Source organism: Salinispirillum marinum, assembly GCF_042650105.1.
Classification (GTDB): Bacteria; Pseudomonadota; Gammaproteobacteria; order Pseudomonadales; family Natronospirillaceae; genus Salinispirillum; species Salinispirillum marinum.
In genome coordinates this window covers 366,829-388,742 of sequence record NZ_JBHSAL010000002.1, presented here as the reverse complement: position 1 = coordinate 388,742, position 21,914 = coordinate 366,829, and the positions used below count along the sequence as shown (strand labels likewise).

Here is a 21,914-nt window from a genome sequence, read left to right as displayed (position 1 = left end):
CACCGTTCAAGGAGTCGCAAGTTCATGGCAGCAACCCTCATCGACGGCAAAGCCATTGCCGCCGGTTTAAAAGCCGACATCAAACGTTCTGTTGATGCTTTAGTCAGTGCCGGTAATCGCCCGCCGGGCTTGGCCGTCATTTTGGTCGGCGCCGATCCAGCCAGTGAAGTGTATGTTAATTCCAAACGTAAAAGCTGCGAAGAAATCGGCTTTAAGTCACTCTCTTATGACTTGCCCGACACCACCAGCCAGCGCGAACTCCTCGCATTAATTGACGAACTCAATAATGACCCGACAATTGATGGCATCCTTGTGCAATCGCCCTTACCTGACCAAATTGACGAGCAAAGTGTCGTTGAACGTATTCGCCCCAGCAAAGATGTGGATGGCTTCCACCCCTACAACGTTGGGCGCTTAGCCCTTAGGATGCCACTACTGGAATCCTGTACCCCGCGCGGCATCATGACGCTGCTGAAATCGACGGGCGTCAATATTCGTGGTAAACATGCCGTCATTGTCGGTGCCTCGAACCATGTTGGTCGCCCTATGTCACTTGAGCTACTCTTGGCCGGCTGCACGACCACGACGACACACCGCTTTACCGCCGATTTAGAACATCATGTTCGTCAGGCGGATATCGTGGTCGTCGCCGTCGGACGTCCCGGCTTGGTTAAAGGAGAATGGATAAAGCCCGGCGCCATCGTGGTGGATGTCGGTATTAATCGCCAGGAAGATGGCAAGTTGATTGGCGATGTTGAGTTCAGCACAGCGGCTGAGCGCGCATCTTTTATAACCCCGGTTCCTGGTGGCGTTGGTCCGATGACGGTCGCAACCCTGATGGAAAACACTTTGATCGCAGCCACCACACTGCATGGCTTAGGAGCACATCAATGAACGTATTAATGAAAACCTCTATGGGTGACGTGACCCTTGAACTGTTTGAAGACAAGGCGCCGGTAACCGTAGCCAATTTCGTGGCGTACGTAAAAGACGGTTTTTACGATGGCCTTATTTTTCACCGCATCATTGATGGCTTCATGATTCAGGGTGGTGGTTTTGAACCTGGCATGAAACAAAAAACGTCTGGCGAGCCCATTAAAAACGAAGCAAATAATGGTGTAGCGAACGATGTAGGCACCATTGCCATGGCACGCACCATGGACCCGCATTCTGCAACGGCTCAGTTTTTCATCAATGTATCCAACAACAGTTTTTTGAATCACCGCAGTGAAACCATGGATGGCTGGGGCTATGCCGCGTTTGGCAAGGTAACAGAAGGCATGGACGTGGTTAACCAAATTAAGGCCGTTAAAACGGGCATCAGCAATGGTCACCAAGATGTGCCTCTTGATGATGTGGTCATCTTATCGATGAGCGTTCTGGACTAAGTATGCATTTTGCCATATCCGACCTTCATTTAAGCCCAGATCGTCCAGAGCTGATTGCGGGGTTCCAGCGCTTTTGTCTGCGCTTACCGCCGCACACTAAGTCGCTTTGGATTCTGGGCGACTTGTTCGATTTTTGGATCGGTGATGATGCGCCAAACCCGGCGTCTGAGGCGGTCATTAAGGCGTTACGCCCCTTAAAGGCCCGCAGCATTAGTCTGCATTTTGTGCCCGGTAATCGCGATTTTTTACTCGGCGAACAATTTGCTCAGACCGCCGGAATGACACTGCATCCGGAAGGTAAGTTGTTGGTGATCAATGGCCGCCCTACTTGGCTAATTCATGGCGACCACTTATGCATCGACGATGTGCGATACATGGAGTTTCGCCGCATGGTTCGGAACCCCGGTTGGCAGCGCGATTTTCTCAGCAAGTCATTAAGTGAACGCATTGCTATGGCACAACAGGCACGACAGGTCTCGGCCTCGGAAAATGCGACCAAAGCTGAAGACATTATGGACGTTAATCTCGATTACACAGCCGCTCAGGTAAATACCCATGGCGCGCTTGATATTCTGCATGGGCACACACACCGGCCTGGCTTTCATTCGGTGAATGAAGAAGGAACGCGTTACGTGCTGGGCGATTGGGCGCGCGGTCAGGCGGTGATCTGTCAGTGGGACAGTAAAACGTCGCCCGTGCTCAAGCGCATGAATTATGCAGAGGATTCTGCGTCCATGGGCACACCGCTGTGAAAGCGGAATTCAGCGGAGGTGGACTGAATCAGTTCATTCTCACGTTGACGTAATTGATTAATACGTTCGTCGATCGAACCGGGTGCTACATCTCGCGCTTGACGCAGATAAATCTCAAAGTGACGCGCTTCGGACTTCAAAAGCCCAAGATAAAACGTCTGCAGTTCCGGATCCAGTCGCGGTGCAAGCGCGGCAAAGCGCTCACAGGAACGAGCCTCGATCAAAGCGCCGATGATCAACTTATCAACCAACTGCCACGGCTCCTCTTTACGCGCCATCTTCATCAATTCGCTCGCGTAGTGTGCCGCCGTCAAATGCCCGTATTCGATCCCCCGTTTTTGCATGATTTTGAGAACTTGCTCGAAATGCACCAACTCTTCTCGTGCTAACTTGCTCAGTCGATGCAAAAACGTCGGAAATTCAACGTAACGATACATCATCCCCAGAGCGGTTGAGGCTGCTTTTTTCTCACAATGGGCATGATCGATAAGCATCAACGCTTCATTTTCCAACGCCCAATCAATCCAAGCCTGCGGTGTTGGCACTACAAGGAAGGTGGCAATATGCGCGATATCGTCCGAAAGGTTCTGAGAGATCATGAACAGGCTATCTATCCAGCAAATAAGGTCGCGCATTTTACGCAGTGAGCAGCGGCGGTGCAATTGCGAATAGTACAGATTCCCGGAACACATGCGCACAGGGTTACGCTACAATAGCGCCTGACAAGGTAAGAGAAGCATCATGGAAATCAGCAATTTCATCATTCTAGGCGTTGGCTTGTTGTTTGTGATCAGCATACTGGCCAGTGTGCTGTCCTCTCGATTGGGCGCGCCATTATTGTTGGTCTTCCTGATCATTGGCATGGCCTTAGGTGAAGATGGCTTCGGTTTGACCTTCCAAGATGTGCAAACCGCTCACCTGATCGGCAGTGTCGCGTTGGCCATTATCTTGTTCGATGGCGGCCTCAATACCCAAACGTCCAGCTTTCGTGTGGGCTTGCGCCCCGCCATCTCGTTAGCCACTCTCGGTGTACTTATTACCGCAGGCATTACCGGCGTGCTTGCCGCCGTTGTACTTGGCCTGCCGTTGATCTATGGTTTGTTAATGGGCGCCATTGTCGGATCTACGGACGCCGCCGCCGTGTTTTCTCTGTTGCACACGGCCAAACTCGAATTGAAGCAACGGGTAGGTGCTACGCTGGAGATTGAATCGGGCAGCAACGACCCGATGGCGATTTTCCTAACCATAGTACTCATCGAGTTGATTTTGACGGGCAATGCAACTGTGAACCTGTCCGTTATAGTGGAATTTATTCGCCAAATGGGTTTAGGCGGCCTGCTGGGGGTTGTGGGTGGCCTTGCATCTGCACGCTTGATCAACGGGGCCGCTTTATCAACGGGCTTGTATCCATTACTGGCTATGGCATCGGGTTTGGTCGTATTTGGTGTGACCGCAGTGTTGGGTGGCAGTGGTTTTCTGGCCGTTTATTTGGCCGGGATTGTGCTGAGCAACCGACACGTTCAGTCGGCACACAATATCCTACGTTTTCACAACGGCTTGGCGTGGATGAGCCAAATCATCATGTTCCTGATGCTGGGCCTATTGGTGACCCCAACCGACCTTCTGCCAACCGGTGGTCAAGCCCTGCTCATTGCGATTGCACTGATTTTTATTGCGCGCCCTATTGCTGTTGTGGTCAGTCTCTTACCTTTTCAATTCTCTTGGCAGGAACAAGCCTTTATCAGTTGGGTGGGTCTCCGTGGCGCTGTGCCTATTATTCTGGCGATTTTCCCGCTGTTGGCGGGCATCATGCACGCCGACATTCTGTTCAATGTGGCGTTTTTCGTGGTGCTGGTGTCGCTCGTCGTACAAGGCTGGAGCCTGACCTTTGTGGCACGCTGGCTTAAAGTAGAAATTCCTCCCAATAACACCCGCGCCCAACGCATGGAACTGGAGCTGCCCGGGCAGCCGGATTATGAATTAGTAGGGTATCGTATATCTGAAGACAGCTCGGTGTTTGGGCGTCAATTGCTCAAAGTCACCTACCCAGATGGCGTTAAACCTGCCCTCGTGTTGCGGCATAATGAGCTCATGAGTATTGATCAGGCAGAGCGCTATGAGGAAGGTGACAGTGTCTATCTTGCAACCCCGCGCGCCGCACTCGATGACCTGGATCGTTTATTTGTGGCCATCGAGTCCACCACACGCCTAGCCGACAAGCAGTTCTTCGGTGAATTCGTCATCAATGGCGACATCCCCCTGCAAAACCTCTCCTTAATGTATGGCTTTGTTCTACCCGAGAACACGGAAGGACTCACCTTGCATGAGTTCTTGCGTCAGCAATTTAACCAGCCCGTTGTCGGTGACCGGGTAGACTTAGGCAGCGTGCAATTGGTGGTGCGAGAGATGGAAGGCGACCGATGCGCGAAAGTGGGCCTGAAGTTGGTATTGTAGAGAATTCGTGCGGAGGGCCGCACTCCTACAAAACCTCAGCCGGGCATGTAGGAGGCCAGCCCTCTGGCCGAATCAATCAATCGCGGAAGTTTTCAAACTGCAATGGCAAGCTAATTTCCTCTGCCTTGCGCAGCAATGCAATGGCTTCTTGTAAGTCATCGCGTTTTTTGCCGGTAACGCGAACTTTGTCACCTTGGATTGACGCCTGCACTTTCATTTTGCTGTCTTTGATGTACTTCACAATCTGTTTTGCCGTCGGCTGATCAATACCCTGCTTGAACGTCAGATTAAGGGAAAAGGTTTTGCCACTGTGCACCGGCTCTTCGTCAATATCGACACCGGACGTATCCACGCCGCGCTTCACACAGGCATTGCGGAACACATCTTCCATCTGACGGACCTGAAAATCCGACATGGTTTTCAGCGTCACCGTTAATTCTTTCAGTTCAATACTGGATTCTACCCCACGAAAATCAAAACGGTTTGCCAGTTCACGCTGCGCATTTTCAACCGCATTGCGCAACTCAACTTCATTGACTTCCGACACAATATCAAACGTTGGCATAGGTCACCCTGTTTTGTCTTTTATATGGCGCGGAATGATAGCACATTGGTTTAAAAATGCCTTGGCAAGGCAAGAAGGCTGCCGTACTGTCAGCTTACTAACCACCACAACAAGAGGTTCATGTATGGATTTGTATGGAAGTTATACATCGCCCTTCGTTCGTCACTGTCGAATTGCGTTATTAGAGAGCGGTTTGCCGTTTGAATTCCATGAAACGGATTACACCGTCAGCGCACAAAAATCGCCGTCCAAGAAAGTACCTTTTTTGCAGGACGATGCCGTGAAACTTTTTGACTCTGCTTCTATATTGCGACACATACGTACGCGTGCGCACCAACCGTTTATGGCCACGACAGAAGAGTATGACCAGTTCTTACTGGTCAACACCTCGCTCGATGCCTTGGTGAATCTATTCTTGCTGGGCAAAGAAGGCGTGACACCGGAAAACAATGGCTATTTGGCGCGCCAAAAGGCACGGGTGGATTCGAGTTTGGCGCACCTAAACTCCCTCCCCTTACCCAGCACTTTACCCTTAAACGACGCACAGTTGCGTCTAGCGTGTTACTTGGGATGGATTCGATTTCGTGACCTGATCGATCTACAACCCTACCCAAATTTGGTGCAATTATTAACGCTGGCTGATACCCATGCAGCCTTTGCTGAAACCGCGCCACCGTCAGCCTAGGGAGGCTCTGAATTAATCCCACGCGACTCTGCGCTAGCCAAAACGTCCAGGCGCAAGGCGTACTTCGCCGGTAATGGGCGTAGCCCTTGCCCAGAAGTACAACACAGTGAATGGACGTTTTGGCCGCGCCTTTATGCCCTTTGGGTGCTGCGGGGCTCTCGGAGGCGCTCCGCTGCTGCGTTAGGCTCACTGGAAAGGTCTCGACATTCCTGCGTGAACCTGCCTTGCCGCATAGCACCTCCAAAAGCCAGAGCGCCGTGCGATTAATTCAGAACCTCCCTAGGAGACTTAATTAGTCTTCCGGGTCACCGTACCGCTCATCCAGAATCTGCAGGCGATAGATGATCGCCTGCCGTTCTTCCTGCAATTGTCGCATCAAGTTTGCATTGGTGTAGAAAAACGTCCGAAAGAGAATCTTGTCCCGATACTGCGTGATGTGCCCGCGATAACGTAGGCACAGCAAGCCGGTAGGAGGCAAGGTTGCGATGTACAACAGGCTATTGCTGAGGTCGCGCGGGGTAAAATGCCACAACCACAACAAATACAGGAAGTAGAACCCGGCAAAGGCCAAGGTTCCTACACCAAAATAGGAGAACGCCCTAACGGCCTCGTCCTTGAAACGATGCGAGATCAACTTGGTGATGACATAAGGTACGACGTTGTGCACCCAACCATAGAGCGCGATAGGTGCCATCAACACCGCATATAACGTCATACGTAATCGAATCAATCGTTCACGCAGGGGCTGGTCAAAACTCTGTTTGAGGTCCTGCTTTAATTTGGTCTGCCGCAAGTGATCTTTATAGCGCTCGACGCGTGTCCGCAGTTCGTCAATCAATTCAGGCTCTACGACCGCCGCCCGAGACAGGGCATCATTCAACGAACGCTTACCATCAAACACCGCCGCCAGCGATTCGGGATTCACCGACGCCGGGCGGAAAAAAGCCCGCCATTTTTCCCAAATAGCACGTAGCCAGCCGGTTGACGGCGACCGGGTGATTTCGTCCGCTGGCTCAGCAATGGCTTTGTGGTAAACCGCACCTAAATCATTAATCAATGCGCTCAAACGCGCGTCTTCAATGTGCATAGCCTCTCGACGAAGCGCTGCTCCCAAATCCGCCGTGAGTTCCCGAATGGCGCGTTTTCGATCCGTACGATGCAGTTCGGCATAGTCTGCAACCTGTATCGGCTCGCCAAAGCGCAACAATGCGGCCGACAGAAAAAGTTCACGATTTTCGAAATTGATACCCACAGGCACGATGGTCAGCCCCAGCCGGTATTGATTCCGCTCCTCGGCAGCCAACGCCATACGTGCTGTACCACTGCGCAAATTGGCAACCTTGAGCGCCGGTGAATTGCGTCCCTCTGGGAAGATGCCAATGCAACCACCGCGTTCCAACAATTCATATACCTGCTCAAAGGTACTTTCCAGTTCATCACTACCCACGCCACGCTTTAACGGTATGGCTCCCACGCTGCGGTACAAAGCGGCCAGCCACCGGGTGCGAAACAATTCACTCTTGGCCAAATAACTGACCGGCCGAGGTAACTCGACACCCAACAGAACGGAATCGAGCAACGAACTGGGGTGGTTCGCGGCCAGTATTACCGGGCCCTCTTCTGGTACTTGGTCACGACCGGTAGACCGAACTTCCACAAAGTACAGATGGGTGGCCAAACGCAGAACTTGCCGTATGGTATTGTACAAACGCATTCCATTAACTCATTCAATGAGCAGCTTAACAGCTGCGAAGACGCGTCATTTTATACACCATTCGATCAAGGGTGGCGAATGTGCAACGCGCATATTTTTGAGATTTTCGAACAATTCTTTAACGCCGATCACTACTTGCCAGCGGCACTATCGGTCGCCACAATGCCCGTACTGACAGCAATAGGCGAAAAATTGTGTTTTTAGCTCCCTACTTTACACAGCAAGGATCCCAAATCCTCATCAACGCAGAACAAGCCAGCGCGTTTGCAAAGGATATCGCGGGTGACTTTAACCCTATTCATGACGTGGATTCAAAACGCTTTTGCGTGCCAGGTGACTTATTGTTCGCCATTGTTTTGCAGCACTATGGTTTGAGCCGCAAAATGTCGGTGAAGTTTTCTGGCATGGTCGGTGCAGACACAGCATTAATATTGCCCTCACATGATGACGGCAACATCAACATTCAGGATACCGCCGGAAAAGACTATCTGCATATCGAGCATGCCGGTGAGACCAGCCATGACCAAGCGTTGATAGAGGCCTTTACCCGGCAATATGTTGCGTTTTCAGGGCAAAACTTCCCCTTTATCATGGTGCCCATGATGGAGAAAGCTGGTGTTATGTTTAACCCGAAACGTCCGCTGGTGATCTACGAGCGCATGGCGTTTGAACTGGACCGGCTGGACATTGCAGCCCCTACGCTGGCCCTCGCTGACACCAAGATCACAGTCAATGGACGCCGGGGCGATGCCGAGTTTACGTTCGTCATAGAGGCCGATGGCAAAACGGTTGGCACCGGTACAAAACACCTGATCATCAGCAGTCTGCAGCCTTATGATGGCTCTGCCATGGATGAAGTGATCCACAACTTTAATGCCGCGAAAGCCCGTTATTTGAACCGCTAAACGATGCGTGCTCAGGCGGCGGCTGTCCGACTGAGCACTGCTCAAAATATGCACTCTCGTTTGCCAATTTGCCCCATCCAACGCATAATGCGCGCGCGCAACCCGCGCACTCTCCTATCAACGAAAAAATTATAGAGGTAGCCAATGAGCGACCACACCCAGGACACCCATCTGGAGGCATGGCAGAGCCGTGAAGCGATTGCCGAAAACCTGATTCCTCTGATTGGTCAACTGTATCGTCAATACAACATCGTCACCTCTCTCTTTGGCCGTGCCATGGTGAACCGGTCGGTGATGCGAATCATCAAAGACCATCGATTTGTGCGCCATATCGATGGCGAAGAACTGGATGTTGCCCTGACCCAGATGCTGTTGCAGGCTTTAATCCGTTTGAATCCCGGCCCGGCACACATCGATGTGGGTAAATTGGGCACCCAGTTCCGTAAAGAAGGCCATAACGACATGGAAGCTTTCTTGCGCGAGCAACTGGCCGAGATCGTCGACCAGCACGACCAGATGACACCTGGCGGTGAATCGCAGGATGTGGTGCTCTATGGTTTTGGTCGAATTGGCCGTTTGTTAGCCCGCATCATGGTTGAAAAAGCCGGTGGCGGCTCGAAGTTGCGCCTGCGCGCTGTTGTGGTGCGCGGTGGTAAAGCCGGTGATCTGCAGAAGCGCGCCAGCCTGTTACGCCGCGACTCCGTGCATGGTCCCTTCCACGGCACAATTCAAGTCGATGAAGCCAACAGCGCCCTGATTGTGAATGGCAATTTTATTCGCTTTATCTACGCCAACAGCCCGGCGGACGTTGATTACACCCAATTCGGTATTCAAGATGCTCTGGTGGTAGACAACACCGGTGTGTGGCGTGATGCCGAAGGTTTGGGCAAGCATCTCGCGTGCGGCGGTGTGAAGAAAGTTTTATTGACCGCACCTGGCAAGGGCGAGTTAAAGAACATCGTTTACGGCGTCAATGATGGCGATATTGCAGACAATGACACCATATTGTCTGCGGCCTCTTGCACCACGAACGCGATCGTACCGGTGTTAAAGGCCTTGAACGATCAGTACGGTGTGGTCGACGGCCATGTTGAAACAGTACACTCTTACACCAACGATCAAAATTTGATCGACAATTTCCACAGCGGTGAGCGTCGTGGACGTTCTGCGCCTCTCAACATGGTATTGACCGAAACCGGTGCGGCAAAAGCCGTTGCCAAAGCCCTACCAGAACTGGCGGGCAAGCTGACCGGTAATGCCATTCGAGTACCTACACCTAACGTGTCCATGGCCATTCTCAACTTATCGTTAAACAAGCCAGTGAACAAAGACGAGTTGAACGAATATTTGCGCTGGGCGTCCATCTATTCACCCATGCAAAAGCAAATTGACTTTGTCGATTCCGCCGAAGTGGTGTCTACCGACTTCGTGGGTAATCGTCATGCTGGCATCGTGGATGGCAAAGCCACCATTGCCAACGGCAACCGCATCGTGCTGTACGTCTGGTATGACAATGAATTCGGTTATAGCTGCCAAGTGGTCCGTGTACTGCAAAAGCTGGCTAAACTGAAAATCAAAGTGTTTCCGCAAGACCGTACATAAAACGCCTAGCATGACCCCCTTCTGACGGGCAACCCTTCCTGGTTGCCCGTCATGCCACTGACACTGGATTCCTGTTATCATAGCCGCCCCATCTGACAACACTTCAGAGGCTTATGAAGATTCTCGTCGACACCCATTCACATACGGTTGCCAGTACCCACGCGTACAGCACGGTTCATGACTACATTCAACACGCTGCGATCAAAGGCATGCAACTCTTCAGCCTAACCGATCACGGCCCGGAAATGCCGGATAGTCCGCATCCGTGGCATTTTGGCAATCGCAAGATTATTCCTAGGCTCGTCAACAACGTGGGTATTCTGCGCGCGATCGAAGCCAACATCACACCACCCGATGGCGAACTGGATATTCCTGAAGGCATGCTGCCCTTCTTGGACTTTGCCATCGCTTCGTTTCATGAGCCGGTGTACCCACCCAGCGACAGAAAAACCCATACCCGAGCCATGATTAACGCCATCCAGAGTGGCAAGTGCCAAATCATTGGTCACCCCGGCAACCCGAGTTACCCCATTGACGTCGATGACGTCATTCGCGCCGCGCGGGACTATAATGTGGTGCTGGAAATCAACAACAGTTCATTTATCCAGTCTCGTGAAGGTAGTACACCCCATTGTGTGCATTTGATGGAACGGATAGACGCCCTGGATTGGAAGGTTTCTTTTGGCAGTGATGCCCATATTGCGTTCAGTTTGGGGGATTTTTCAGCCGCCATAGGTCATGCAGAACGTTTGAACTTTCCCATCGGGCGGATTGTGAACCGTGATGCGCACAGCTTCTTGGCGTTTTTAGCCGAGCATGGAAAGCCCGTCGCGCTTGAGCTAGAAGACTGGTTGAAAACCATACCCAAAGATTGATGAATTAGTTTTATTCACGCATGGCATGAAAACAGATCGTTTGTTAGCACCGTATGTCCGCCATATCATACACCCATTCCTGAGAACAAGACCTCAGGCGCAAACAACCATCATCATGCAGAGGAACATCATCATGAAAAACACTGAATCTTTAAACCTTGTGGTAAACGAATGGAACGTGGTTGACGTTAACTACTATGAGACTAAAGCGCGTCAAATGCGTGCAGAAGCCATCGCAGACATGACCAGCAAAGTCGTAGCTTTCGTCGCACAACGTGTACGTGCCTTGTTCGCCGCGCCACATCAAGCTAAGAGCGCTTAATACACTTAGCCTGAAAGCAACTTAAGAAAGCATGGGGTTAGCCAGACTAAAACAAGAACAACCCCCTGATTTCCGCCCTTCTCACGATGACCCGAACCACCGAGATTCCAATGCCTCAATCGGTATTGGCTTGCTGAATAAATATCCTTGATAGCGAAAACATTGACTGCTAGCCAACAACTGTTGCTGTTCCAGCGTTTCTACACCTTCGGCAATAACGCCCATATCAAGATTGTGTGCCAACCCAATAATCGCCTCCACAATAACCCAGTCGCGCACGCTGTCTTGTTGGCCCGCACGGTGCACAAACGCCTGATCAATCTTCACTTCATCGAAAGGCAAACGGGACAAGTAAGCCAGCGAAGAATAGCCGGTGCCAAAATCATCCATCGAAAAAATAATACCCTGTTTTTTCAGCACCTTCATTTTATCGAAGGTATCGTCGATGTCGGCCAAAACCAACGTTTCCGTTAATTCCAACTTCAATCGGCCAGGTGCAATGTGATAGCGCACCAAACACTGCAATACCTCTTCCACAAACTGGGGCTGGTGAAATTGCTTAGCACTGACGTTTACGGCCACCGTCAGGTGCGCCGTACGTTCATCCCTCTGCCACACGGCCAGTTGCTGACAAGCGGTTTCCAAAACCCACCGCCCTAACTTATTAATCAATTCACTGCGTTCGGCCAGAGGGATAAAACGGCTGGGCGGAACCAGACCATGCTCCGGGTGCTGCCACCGAATCAAAGATTCGACCCCTATAGGGGTGCCGTGCTCATCCACTTGTTCCTGAAAGTAAAGAACCAGTTCGTGCTTAGGCAAAGCCTGCCACAAAGCGCTTTCCAGCGCATAATTCGTTTCCAACTCTGCGTGCATTTCCGGGTCGAAGAATCGTATCGCATTGCGCCCCATATCCTTGGCTTGATACATCGCAATATCGGCCCGTTGTAGCAGTTCCTCGACACTGTGTTGACTGCCCAAAAAGAGATTTACCCCGATACTGGCCGAGCCATGATGTGCACGCTCATCCAACATGATGGGCTGGTTCAACACCGAAATGACTTTACGTGCCACGCGCTCCGCCTCCACGGCGGCCTGCCGTCTATCCCTACCCAGCCCTTCCAGCACCAATAAAAATTCGTCGCCACCCAAGCGCGCCAAGGTGTCATTGGCGCGCGTGCAGCTTTCCAACAACCTAGCCACCTGCACCAAAAGACGATCCCCCATACTGTGGCCTTGGGTATCGTTCAATTGTTTAAAATTATCCAAGTCAATGTACAAGACTGCACCATGAGTTTGCTGCCGGGCCGACAATGCAATGCTATGACCTAAACGCTCCTGCACCATTTGCCGGTTCGGCAAGTTAGTCAAGGCATCATAAAAAGCCAACCGATTAATCGTTTCTTCAGAGGCCTTGCGTTCTGTAATGTCGGAAATAAAGCCGTACCAAGAAACACCGCCATCGGTATCCGGCTGTGGAATAGCATTTCCCCAAAGCCAACGAACCTCACCGGTAGAAAAACGCACACGATATTCCTGCTGCCAAACGGTCAGTGTGTTGGCCGATTGTTCTATCGCGTCCAAAACACCTTGCAAGTCGTCAGGATGGATGATTTCCGCGATGGCATTTACGTCTTGCGACACATCATTGGGCGCTACACGATAAATGGTGCGAATGGCTTCGCTGGCATAAGGAAAGGAGTATTGTCCATCCGGTGCGCGGCGAAATTGATAGACGACGCCCGGTACGCGGGCGGATATTTTGGTCAAGCGCTCATAGAGTTCACGCACCCGCTCTTGCGATGCTGACGCTTCGTGCTGGGCCCACCGCACCCGCCGCATGAAAACCTGATTCAGGGACATGATCACGGCAATGGCCAACATAACCAGACCCGCCACGGCGGCAATCAAAGGTCGATTCACCAGCCATGCCTCCGTACTGATCACCACATCGGCATTCGGTACAAAGCGCGCGGCAAACATGGCCACATAATGCATGGTCGAAACCGCTAACCCCATCACGACGGAGAACACCAGCTTACGCACCCAAAGCAGCGCAACCCACTGGCGCAGCCACAACACGGTCGATAACGCCAGCGTCGCCATAACCATCGCCACGATGAGTGACACCAAAAACCAACCAGCATCATAAACGATATCAGCGCTTATCATCATGGCACTCATACCCAGGTAGTGCATTGCGCCAATACCGCTTCCCATAACCATACCGCCAATCACTACCAGAATGGGTCGGGGAATACGCACCAATAATACTTGCAGAACGACGACGCTCGACAACACAGCAGGCAGCACAGACCACGCAGTAGGTGCTAAGAGGTAACGCACCTCAATTGGCAACTCGAACGCTAACATACCTACGAAATGCATCGCCCATACACCCAGACCTAAGGTGACCGAGCCACTGAGCAGCCATGCATACTTGATCACGCGTCGTTGCGCATGACGAATCAATGCCACATGGGAAACGCTGGCAAACGCCGCCACGATAGCAATCAGCACGGACACAATGGCTAAGCCATGGTCATGTTGCGTGGGCAATACCGCCAACGAAGATATATCGGCAAAGCGAATCATGTTGCACGCTCAGGCGGCGAAGTATTGGCCAGTTCGCTGGTATCTTCGCTCATTTGTTCAATGATCCAATCACGGAAATTCAGCATGGCCGGACTGAGCGGTCGGTTTTGCGCCCAAACAAGATAAAACGACTTATTCTTGGGCAGGGGTATATGAATGGGTGAAATCAGTTCGCCAGAGAGAATTTCTTCTCGCACCAAGCCTTCGTCTGCCAGAGCAATGCCTAGCCCTCGTGTGGCTGCTCCAGCCGCCAGTGAACCACTGGACATCAAAAGCCCTTTGCGCGTTTCATCGTATTCCGTCTGCGCCGCCGCAAACCACGCCCGCCATTCGTCTATGCGCTTGGCAACATGAATCAGGCGATGCTGAAACATGTCGATGGGTTCATGGATGGGTTTCCGGGCTAATAAAGCGGGAGAGCACACCGGAATTAACACTGAGCGGCGCAAAAAATGCGCTTCAACATCGTCCCAATGACCGTCGCCATAATAGACCGCCATGTCGATCTCATTGCGGCTAAAGTCGATCAACCCGGTCGATGCTTCAATTTGCAGTTCGATGTCCGGATAGCGTTCGGAAAACAACCCCATACGCGGCAATAACCAACGTTGCAAGAAGGCTGGCGTCACCGCTAACCGCAATTCGCCAGCGCCATGCTTGGTCAACAGGTCTTGTGTCGATCGCTCTATTTCACGCAAGGCGCGCTGTACTGAGCGCATGTAATCCCGCCCGGCCGAGGTGAGCGAAACACGTCGGGTTTGTCGAATAAACAACGGGATGCCCAGAAACTCTTCCAATGCCTTCACTTGGTGGCTAATGGCCGATGGCGTGACAAACAATTCACCTGCCGCATCTTGAAAACTGCCATGTCTGGCCGCGGCTTCAAAACTACGCAACGCATTTAAGGGGGGCAAACGTTTAATGACACTCTCTCCCAAAAGGAACCGACAAGACACATGAGAGAAACTCTACCATGAGACGCGGCCTTCTGTGCAACGCGTTCTGTGATTCAGTGCGCAGAACCGCCGATCTTTGGCGTTGATCACACGACCCTAAAGACGACTAACCTTATTTTCCCTGCTCCGTCTGTCTAGGTGGTTGATGCGCCACGGGCTGATGTTGCTGCCATTGTTCAACCAAACGATGTTGCAACTGCAATAATGCATTCATCGACAACCCCTGCGTCAATTGATAGAGATAGGCCACACTCTCCAGCGTCGACAAAGCCTTGGACGATGGCACCTTACGAATGAAATATTGGCTTGGCGGCGGATTGGCAAAAGAAAAAGTGGGTATGTGCGTGAGCCATGGATGTTCAAACAGTAAGCGCTTGGTCTTCTTCCAAGTCCCGTCAAGAAGGATCCATTGCATGGGTAACGGACCCGCAGGTGTCGCCGGATTGTCTAGGATTTGGCTATTGGCCGAAGGGTAAACGAGCCCCCAAGCGGTTCGCTCGGCCGCCAGCTGTGCTTGCAGAATACTCAGTGCTCCATGGTCCGTGGAGAGAATAACGTCCAGATTCGGCAAGGCCAGTTGCAGTAGCCGTACGGTATTTTTCGCGTGATGTCGTTCTTTCGCTTCTTGCACAATGACACAACGCCCCGGTATGAAGATAGGCTCGATGGCGGCACAAACACACATGCCTGTTGGATAATCACACCGATGGCACCGCCTGCGTTCAGCCACCTTCCCCCCTCATTCAATGAGACTCATAGATCCACCCGGTCACCGAGTACCGGAATGTCGGCGTGAATATCAATGTCCGCCAGTGCCGTCTGCAACGCCTCCAGCGCGTGGCGTTCACCATGAATCAGATAAAACGTGGGCTGCCCGGCAATCTGACGAGCCCAGGCCAACAATTCACGCTGCCCGGCATGTGCTGAGAATCCACCCAAGGTGTGTATTTGCGCATTCACCACCATCTGCTGGCCGAACAACCGGATATTTTTTTCGCCATCCACCAGACGCCTACCCAGTGTTCCCCTTGCCTGAAAGCCGACAAAAACGATGTGGTTTTGTGACTTCCATAAATTGTTCTTTAAGTGGTGCACAATGCGTCCGCCATTACACATACCACTACCCGCGATGATGATCGCACCCTGTGCAATGCGATTAATCGCCATGGACTCTTCGACGGTTTCCGTGACGCGTAAAATGGGCAAGAATTCTGCGAGGTTTTCCGCATGATGCTCCGTCATGATGCGGGTATCGTCCTTATTCAGACTCATAAAGCTCTTGTTGTAGACCTCGGTGATGGCAGACGCCATCGGGCTGTCTAAAAACACCAGCCGCTGCTTTAACCGGCCGGTGTGATACAGCACGCCAAGATAGTAGAGAATTTCCTGCGTCCGTCCAAGGGCAAACGCTGGAATAAAGACATTACCGCCACTGGCATGTGCATCGTCCAGGGCGAGGGTCAACTCATGCAACGTATCCTCCACCGTTTTGTGATTGCGATCACCATAGGTGCCCTCCATCAACACCACATCCGCCTGCTTGATGGGTGTGGGATCACGCATCAACACCGTATCCGGGTTGCCCAAGTCTCCAGAAAACACGACATGGCGCATCGCCTGCCCCCGCTTCAACCAAAGCTGCACAATGGCGGAACCTAAAACATGGCCCGCGTCGCTGAACACCAACTCCAACTCCGGAAACGGATTCACTCGTTGTTCGTACGCATAACCTTCACTTAATTCAACCACGCGGTCGACGTCCTGGGCCGACATCACCGGCTTAAGCGTCGGCTTTCCACCACGCGCCAGCCGTTTGTTCTGCCACTCTAAATCCTTTAGGTACAGGAATACGGAATCTTTGAGGAGAACGGGCAACAAGGTTTTGGTGGCTTTGGTGCAGAGGATTTTGCCACTGAACCCTTTAGCAACGAGCAAAGGCAGCAGACCCGAGTGGTCAATATGGACATGAGACAAAATGACAACATCAATGTTTTCCGGCCGAAATTTGAAGCGAAAGCGCTGCCAATCGTGAATCTGACTTTCACCTTGGGTCATACCGCAATCGAGCAGAATATTCCGCTTGCCCAAACGAATGTGGTAGCACGATCCCGTCACACGTTCGGCGGCGCCCAAAAACTTCAGTGTGGCGTTTAAAGACATGTGAACACTCCGCTTGTCATGTTGTTGTATCAAGATTGTAGACTGCTACACATCGAACACCACTGACCTACATCAGGCAAGCGATGGTTTACAGCGTCCAGTGAATGACTCATGATTTGAGCATCGACGACGCCACTGACGAGGAACGCATGAGCAATCCGAAACATACGCTGTTCTGGATGACGACCTTTCTGCTGGTTGTACTCGCCATCTGTACCCTATTATTCCGGCCTTTAAGCACCGCTTTTATGGCCAACTGGGTTTTTAATGTCACTATCCTTACTGCACTTTTTGTCGGAATTTCAATAACCTACCGCCAGGTCTTCATGTTATTCCCTGAATTGCAATGGATCGCCCGCTTTCGCACCGGTCGCGCCGGCTTGTCCGTATTGCGTGAACCCAGGCTGTTAAAACCCTTAGCCCGACAACTGGGCGATGAATACAAGCGGGATGGCTTTACGCTCACGGCCATTTCCTTGCGCACGGTTCTAGACAGCATTCGCAGTCGTTTGGACGAACAACGAGAAATTACACGCTACTTCATCAGTCTTTTGGTTTTTTTGGGGCTATTGGGCACGTTTTGGGGCTTACTCGACACCATCAATGCCGTCGGCAATGTGATTGTGAACCTGAATGTTGAACAAGATGACTTCGCTGCGGTATTCGGCGCGCTGCAATCGGGCTTATTGACCCCATTGCAGGGTATGGGCACCGCCTTCAGCTCGTCTTTATTCGGGCTGGCCGGTTCACTGATTTTGGGTTTTTTAGACATTCAAGCCGGGCATGCCCAAAACCGGTTTTACGATGGTTTGGACGAATGGCTCACCGGCTTAACGAAACTGGTAGAAGATGCCCGTAAGAAGCAAAAAAATCCTACCGAGGAAGGCATTTATCCGGTTGACCGAGACTTGGAAGCTGCGTTAGAAATTGACCGCCTGCGGCTTGAAAACGAACGTTTAAAATATCAGCTGAACGATCGTGGTCGAGGCTAAACCATGAGTTCAGGGCGGCGTACACGCAGTAATATTAATGTATGGCCAGGCTATGTGGATGCCCTTTCCGCGTTGTTGATGCTCGTCATCTTTATGCTGATGGTGTACATGGTCACGCAATTGTTTTTATCGCAAACCGTCTCTGACCGCGATGCTCAACTGGCGACCCTCTCGCAACGATTGTCAGAAATCACTCGCCAGTTAGGCCTGCAGGAACAACGAACCGCAACCCTGCAAACCGAACTGGTGTCGTTGCAAGAAGACTATGCTCTAAGCGAGGCCCGTAATGCGCGATTACAAGGCGACAATGCGGCCTTGTTAGCGGCGCAGGATGAATTGCTCGCCGCCGCTACGGATGACCAAGACACCATCAACACCTTGTTATTAACACAGGCCTCACTGCAACAGGATATTGCCACTTTACAGGCGCTGCGGGACCAACTTGAGCAGGACATTGCTAATCAGATTGCTCAATTGCAGGCCCGTGATGCTCAAATTGACGAATTGACCACCACCGTGGAAGCCCTGCGTGACCGCACCATGGCTCTAAGCGCTGAACTGGCGGCTGAACAAGAGCGCACACTATTAGCTCAACGTACCCTCGAAGACCGGGAAATACGAATAGACGACTTACTGTTATTGGTGCAGCAAAACGAAGCCGCCTTATCCAGTGAACAAGCATTAACCACCGAACAGCGCCTTCAGTTGCAAGCCCTGAGTAATCAAATCACCCAACTGCAAGAGCAACTGTCCACCATCAGCGCCGCACTGCGCCTGCAAGAAGACATTAGCGAACAGCAAGAAACGGAGTTAGCCGAACTGGGTCAGCGCCTCAATGTCTTACTGGCCGAGCGGGTAAATGAGTTGGAACGCTACCAGTCTGACTTCTTTCGCCGCTTACGAGATGCCCTCGAAGGCGATGCGCGAGTCCAAATTGTGGGCGACCGTTTTGTCTTGCCAGCCGAGCTGTTGTTTGCATCTGGCCAAGCCAATATTGGCGCAGCAGGAGAAGCGGAGCTGAACGAGCTCGCAACCGTACTGCTGGATTTGATCAACGATATTCCAGCGGATGTCGACTGGATATTACGGGTGGACGGACACACCGACCGCATCCCCATCAGTACAGCCAGTTTTGCATCAAACTGGGAGCTTTCTACCGCACGTGCGCTTTCTGTGGTGCGTTATCTAGCCGCGCAAGGCATACCGGAACAGCGTCTTGCAGCCACGGGCTTTGGCGAATTCCAACCGGTCGATAACGGCAACTCACCCGAAGCGCTGCAACGCAACCGTCGTATCGAGATAAAGCTTACGAATCGCTAAAGCTGTTCGCAAAGGTACCCTTATGTGCACCTATGGCAGACGGGTAACAGGCTTTAAGATCAGTTGGCGCCATGGGCCGCCCCATATGAAATCCTTGTCCATAATGGCAACCTGCCTCAGCCAAAAATGTAAGCTCGCGTTGCGTTTCAATTCCTTCCGCCACAATGTTTAAATCTAAGGCTTTGGCCATCGCAATGATGGCATGAATGAGCGTATCGGCCGCCGGTGAAGCGCCAATCTCACGCACAAACGACTGATCGATCTTCAGGCAATCTAGGGGTAGTCCGCGCAAATACACCAAGTTGGAATAGCCGGTGCCAAAGTCATCGATCGCAACACTGACACCTTGATTGCGGATCAAATTCAACACGCTGATGCAGCGTTCGGGTGCGCGCATCAAGACTGACTCCGTGACTTCGACCTGCAAGCGCTGTGGCGCCAAACGAAACTGTACTAAGGCCTGTTTGATGCGTTCTACCAAATCCAACTTATCCAATTCATGGGCCGAGATGTTGACGGAAACACGCGGTACATGAAAACCCGCAATGTCCCACAGACGCAATTGCGCACAAGCCTCTTCCAACACCCACGCGTCCAGATCTTCGACCAGCCCGATTTCTTCAGCTAACGGTATAAATATCGCCGGCGAAACCATGCCCAATTCAGGATGCTCCCAGCGTATAAGCGCCTCAACACCCACCAGCTCATGATGGGTAAGGTCAAATTGCGGTTGGAAATGTATGAAGAATTCATGGTTTTGTAGGGCTTGTCGCAATGCGTTTTCCAGCTTAAACATATGCTCCGTGGTGTTGGCGAAATCTGGCTGGTAAAAAGCCCAACTGTTGCCACCGGATTTTTTAGCCTCATGCATCGCTAATTCGGCGCTCTTCATTAACTGATCGGCTTGCAAGGCATCTCTCGGGTAACCACTGACACCAAAACTGGCCGTCACCACCATGGCGTTACCTTGCAACCAAATTGGTATTTCCAGTTGTTCGAACAGATGAAGCACATGATCTTTTTGCTGTTCAGTCGATAAAGGGCGCTCAATCAGTAGCGCAAATTCGTCCGCGCTCAGTCGCGCCAAAATGTCGGGCATGGTGGCAAATCGCAAGCGCTCGCCCAACACCCTCAAAACCTGATCACCCGCACCGACACCCCAGGCTTCATTGATGTGTTTAAAGCGGTCTAGATCGATCAAAATAAGCGTTATCGAACGTTCATCCTGACGCGCCATTTCAACGGCGTGTTGCAAGCGATCCATAAAAGATTGACGATTGGGTAGCCCGGTAACGTCATCGTATCGTGTGATGTAGTGAAGTTTTTCGTCCTGTCGATGTTGCTCGGTGATATCCGTCCAGGTACCCACCACCTGTGGCTCGCCACTCTCACCCATGACCCATCGCCGATCATCACGTAAATACCGCACAACACCCTGTTGGTCGCGGATTCTGTATTCCATCTGAACATGGCCCTGCAGCTCTACACGTTTAATATCGGCCTGCATCATTGACCGGTCTTCGCTGTGCACATGTTGTTCCCAAAACCCTTCTTGCGTGACATCCAATGGGTCAAACCCCAAATGTGCCTTAACGTTATCACTGACCCAGCTTGGCGCTCTGGCGTCAGAGTTCCAAGTAAATAATACGGCAGGACTGGACGTCAGCAAGTGCGCAAAGCGCCGGTTCGCATTGGCCAGTTCAGCGGTTCGTCGTGTCACTGTCCAACGTAAAGACTGAGCAGCGGCCAAACCAAGAACAACCAAGCCGGCCAATACTGCCGTTAATATCAGCAACCACATCGGTACTCTGCGTTCGACCGGCGCGGTGGAAGCCTCCGCGAGCGCATGGTAAAGCGGCGATTGAGCATTATCTTGCCAGCGCAGCAAATGGCGATCGATCGCCCCTAACAACACTGGCGTCATGGGCGCGTTCAAAGGAGCAGCAAAGTATAAACCCACCTGATTGAAGGTAAGTGGTGTGCCCGCCAAGCCGTAGAGTCCGCGTTTACGATTGCCATAGAAATTGCTAGCCACGACCGCATCCGCTTCGCCCGATGCCACTCGACGAAAACCGTCTTCAAGATCCTGAACCAACACAATGTGCTCGACATTCCATAACTCACCCAATTCAGTTCGTAAAAAACTTTGTTGGATAGATCCTTCGAGTAATACCAAGCGGGCACTTGCCAAGTCCGGAAACTGATACATCGGCGTATCCGGGCGCACGAAAACCTGGCTCCATGCTTGCGTTACTGGGTGGTCATGAAAAGAAAATTGCGTGGCTCGGTCCACAGAAAATGCGACATCAGGCATTAAATCGAGCTGCCCTTCGGCCAACAGTGACAGACAGCGGTTCCATTCACAGTCTTCAAAGTGCAGGATCCAGCCTTCCTCTCTGGCCATGGACTGCAATAGATCAATGAACAATCCGTCCGGTTTGCCGGCCGAATTGGTGTATATTTTAGGCTCATTCTCATACAGCCCGACACGAACATGAGTGATCGATGAGCCTGTGCTGATGGATTGGGTTAACGGCGGCAACAAGAAATAGATGAACAGTGCCATCAGCGACAGACACCCTATGATGCTCAAAACAATACGCTGATACCAAACCGTCCCAAGGCTCAT

The 21,914-nt window shown here is 51.8% G+C and carries 19 protein-coding genes; 11 read left to right on the top strand and 8 right to left on the bottom strand.

The window, feature by feature from the left end; genetic code table 11:
* Positions 1–24: 24 nt before the first annotated feature.
* Genes folD through ACFOSD_RS08915 form a run of 3 tightly spaced genes read left to right on the top strand, consistent with a single transcriptional unit; the run spans position 25 to position 2,140 of the window.
* On the top strand, positions 25–894 hold the full coding sequence (gene folD / locus ACFOSD_RS08925) for a bifunctional methylenetetrahydrofolate dehydrogenase/methenyltetrahydrofolate cyclohydrolase FolD (RefSeq protein WP_380695648.1): 870 nt from the start codon (positions 25–27) through the stop codon (positions 892–894).
* On the top strand, positions 891–1,388 hold the full coding sequence (locus ACFOSD_RS08920) for a peptidylprolyl isomerase (protein WP_380695646.1): 498 nt from the start codon (positions 891–893) through the stop codon (positions 1,386–1,388). The genes folD and ACFOSD_RS08920 overlap by 4 nt, the downstream gene beginning before the upstream one ends.
* Before the next feature lie 2 nt (positions 1,389–1,390).
* The gene (locus ACFOSD_RS08915) at positions 1,391–2,140 is read left to right on the top strand and encodes a UDP-2,3-diacylglucosamine diphosphatase (RefSeq protein WP_380695644.1); all 750 of its coding nucleotides are present in this window, start codon (positions 1,391–1,393) and stop codon (positions 2,138–2,140) included.
* Here the strand turns inward: ACFOSD_RS08915 and miaE are convergent.
* Positions 2,101–2,739, bottom strand: coding sequence for a tRNA-(ms[2]io[6]A)-hydroxylase (miaE, locus tag ACFOSD_RS08910; protein WP_380695642.1), 639 nt, complete (start codon positions 2,737–2,739; stop codon positions 2,101–2,103). The genes ACFOSD_RS08915 and miaE overlap by 40 nt on opposite strands.
* 142 nt (positions 2,740–2,881) lie before the next feature.
* Between miaE and ACFOSD_RS08905 the strand changes: the two genes are divergently transcribed.
* Positions 2,882–4,594: a potassium/proton antiporter gene (locus ACFOSD_RS08905; protein ID WP_380695640.1), complete on the top strand. Its 1,713-nt coding sequence runs from the start codon at positions 2,882–2,884 to the stop codon at positions 4,592–4,594.
* A 76-nt stretch (positions 4,595–4,670) separates the two neighbouring features.
* Here the strand turns inward: ACFOSD_RS08905 and ACFOSD_RS08900 are convergent, their stop codons facing one another.
* Entirely contained in the window at positions 4,671–5,159 is a 489-nt protein-coding gene (locus ACFOSD_RS08900; RefSeq protein ID WP_380695638.1) for a YajQ family cyclic di-GMP-binding protein, read from the bottom strand.
* A gap of 124 nt (positions 5,160–5,283) precedes the next feature.
* Here ACFOSD_RS08900 and ACFOSD_RS08895 point away from each other — a divergent pair, with 124 nt between their 5' ends.
* Positions 5,284–5,844: a glutathione S-transferase family protein gene (locus ACFOSD_RS08895; RefSeq protein ID WP_380695636.1), complete on the top strand. Its 561-nt coding sequence runs from the start codon at positions 5,284–5,286 to the stop codon at positions 5,842–5,844.
* Between the two features lie 292 nt (positions 5,845–6,136).
* On the opposite strand, the gene ACFOSD_RS08890 is transcribed toward ACFOSD_RS08895, so the two are convergent.
* On the bottom strand, positions 6,137–7,558 hold the full coding sequence (locus ACFOSD_RS08890; RefSeq protein ID WP_380695634.1) for a lysophospholipid acyltransferase family protein: 1,422 nt from the start codon (positions 7,556–7,558) through the stop codon (positions 6,137–6,139).
* Positions 7,559–7,752: 194 nt separating this feature from the next.
* Here ACFOSD_RS08890 and ACFOSD_RS08885 point away from each other — a divergent pair, with 194 nt between their 5' ends.
* The 4 genes from ACFOSD_RS08885 to ACFOSD_RS08870 all read left to right on the top strand — a co-directional run bounded on the left by ACFOSD_RS08885 (position 7,753) and on the right by ACFOSD_RS08870 (position 11,262).
* Positions 7,753–8,463 (top strand): DUF3581 family protein, encoded by a 711-nt coding sequence (locus tag ACFOSD_RS08885; protein WP_380695632.1) that lies wholly within the window; start codon positions 7,753–7,755, stop codon positions 8,461–8,463.
* Between the two features lie 144 nt (positions 8,464–8,607).
* Positions 8,608–10,065 carry a glyceraldehyde-3-phosphate dehydrogenase gene (locus ACFOSD_RS08880; protein ID WP_380695630.1) on the top strand — a complete coding sequence of 486 codons (1,458 nt, stop codon included), beginning with the start codon at positions 8,608–8,610 and terminating at the stop codon, positions 10,063–10,065.
* A gap of 113 nt (positions 10,066–10,178) precedes the next feature.
* Positions 10,179–10,940, top strand: a complete 762-nt coding sequence (locus ACFOSD_RS08875; RefSeq protein ID WP_380695628.1) for a phosphatase — start codon at positions 10,179–10,181, stop codon at positions 10,938–10,940.
* Positions 10,941–11,073: 133 nt separating this feature from the next.
* Positions 11,074–11,262, top strand: a complete 189-nt coding sequence (locus ACFOSD_RS08870; RefSeq protein ID WP_380695626.1) for an RSP_7527 family protein — start codon at positions 11,074–11,076, stop codon at positions 11,260–11,262.
* A gap of 81 nt (positions 11,263–11,343) precedes the next feature.
* Here ACFOSD_RS08870 and ACFOSD_RS08865 read toward each other — a convergent pair whose 3' ends face one another.
* The 4 genes from ACFOSD_RS08865 to ACFOSD_RS08850 form a co-directional block, all read right to left on the bottom strand.
* Positions 11,344–13,857 (bottom strand): EAL domain-containing protein, encoded by a 2,514-nt coding sequence (locus tag ACFOSD_RS08865; protein WP_380695624.1) that lies wholly within the window; start codon positions 13,855–13,857, stop codon positions 11,344–11,346.
* Positions 13,854–14,771 carry a transcriptional regulator GcvA gene (gcvA, locus tag ACFOSD_RS08860; protein ID WP_380695622.1) on the bottom strand — a complete coding sequence of 306 codons (918 nt, stop codon included), beginning with the start codon at positions 14,769–14,771 and terminating at the stop codon, positions 13,854–13,856. The genes ACFOSD_RS08865 and gcvA overlap by 4 nt, the downstream gene beginning before the upstream one ends.
* A 154-nt stretch (positions 14,772–14,925) precedes the next feature.
* Complete coding sequence (locus ACFOSD_RS08855; protein WP_380695620.1) at positions 14,926–15,543, bottom strand: tRNA-uridine aminocarboxypropyltransferase; 618 nt, start codon at positions 15,541–15,543, stop codon at positions 14,926–14,928.
* 23 nt (positions 15,544–15,566) lie between these two features.
* Positions 15,567–16,973, bottom strand: coding sequence for an MBL fold metallo-hydrolase RNA specificity domain-containing protein (locus ACFOSD_RS08850; protein ID WP_380695618.1), 1,407 nt, complete (start codon positions 16,971–16,973; stop codon positions 15,567–15,569).
* Between the two features lie 104 nt (positions 16,974–17,077).
* Between ACFOSD_RS08850 and ACFOSD_RS08845 the strand changes: the two genes are divergently transcribed.
* Together ACFOSD_RS08845 and ACFOSD_RS08840 are read left to right on the top strand one after the other, a co-directional pair.
* Complete coding sequence (locus ACFOSD_RS08845) at positions 17,078–17,965, top strand: hypothetical protein (protein WP_380695616.1); 888 nt, start codon at positions 17,078–17,080, stop codon at positions 17,963–17,965.
* Positions 17,966–17,968: 3 nt separating this feature from the next.
* Positions 17,969–19,285, top strand: coding sequence for an OmpA family protein (locus tag ACFOSD_RS08840; RefSeq protein WP_380695614.1), 1,317 nt, complete (start codon positions 17,969–17,971; stop codon positions 19,283–19,285).
* Here ACFOSD_RS08840 and ACFOSD_RS08835 read toward each other — a convergent pair.
* Positions 19,272–21,914 (bottom strand): EAL domain-containing protein, encoded by a 2,643-nt coding sequence (locus ACFOSD_RS08835; RefSeq protein WP_380695612.1) that lies wholly within the window; start codon positions 21,912–21,914, stop codon positions 19,272–19,274. The two genes, ACFOSD_RS08840 and ACFOSD_RS08835, sit on opposite strands and share 14 nt — an antisense overlap.

Bases quoted from the DNA above. Each gene is read 5' to 3' on its own strand.
- folD (WP_380695648.1), top strand. From the start codon at position 25: ATGGCAGCAACCCTCATCGACGGCAAAGCCATTGCCGCCGGTTTAAAA.
- ACFOSD_RS08920 (WP_380695646.1), top strand. From the start codon at position 891: ATGAACGTATTAATGAAAACCTCTATGGGTGACGTGACCCTTGAACTG.
- ACFOSD_RS08915 (WP_380695644.1), top strand. From the start codon at position 1,391: ATGCATTTTGCCATATCCGACCTTCATTTAAGCCCAGATCGTCCAGAG.
- miaE (WP_380695642.1), bottom strand. From the start codon at position 2,739: ATGATCTCTCAGAACCTTTCGGACGATATCGCGCATATTGCCACCTTC.
- ACFOSD_RS08905 (WP_380695640.1), top strand. From the start codon at position 2,882: ATGGAAATCAGCAATTTCATCATTCTAGGCGTTGGCTTGTTGTTTGTG.
- ACFOSD_RS08900 (WP_380695638.1), bottom strand. From the start codon at position 5,159: ATGCCAACGTTTGATATTGTGTCGGAAGTCAATGAAGTTGAGTTGCGC.
- ACFOSD_RS08895 (WP_380695636.1), top strand. From the start codon at position 5,284: ATGGATTTGTATGGAAGTTATACATCGCCCTTCGTTCGTCACTGTCGA.
- ACFOSD_RS08890 (WP_380695634.1), bottom strand. From the start codon at position 7,558: ATGCGTTTGTACAATACCATACGGCAAGTTCTGCGTTTGGCCACCCAT.
- ACFOSD_RS08880 (WP_380695630.1), top strand. From the start codon at position 8,608: ATGAGCGACCACACCCAGGACACCCATCTGGAGGCATGGCAGAGCCGT.
- ACFOSD_RS08875 (WP_380695628.1), top strand. From the start codon at position 10,179: ATGAAGATTCTCGTCGACACCCATTCACATACGGTTGCCAGTACCCAC.
- ACFOSD_RS08870 (WP_380695626.1), top strand. From the start codon at position 11,074: ATGAAAAACACTGAATCTTTAAACCTTGTGGTAAACGAATGGAACGTG.
- ACFOSD_RS08865 (WP_380695624.1), bottom strand. From the start codon at position 13,857: ATGATTCGCTTTGCCGATATATCTTCGTTGGCGGTATTGCCCACGCAA.
- ACFOSD_RS08850 (WP_380695618.1), bottom strand. From the start codon at position 16,973: ATGTCTTTAAACGCCACACTGAAGTTTTTGGGCGCCGCCGAACGTGTG.
- ACFOSD_RS08845 (WP_380695616.1), top strand. From the start codon at position 17,078: ATGACTCATGATTTGAGCATCGACGACGCCACTGACGAGGAACGCATG.
- ACFOSD_RS08840 (WP_380695614.1), top strand. From the start codon at position 17,969: ATGAGTTCAGGGCGGCGTACACGCAGTAATATTAATGTATGGCCAGGC.
- ACFOSD_RS08835 (WP_380695612.1), bottom strand. From the start codon at position 21,914: ATGAGCCTTGGGACGGTTTGGTATCAGCGTATTGTTTTGAGCATCATA.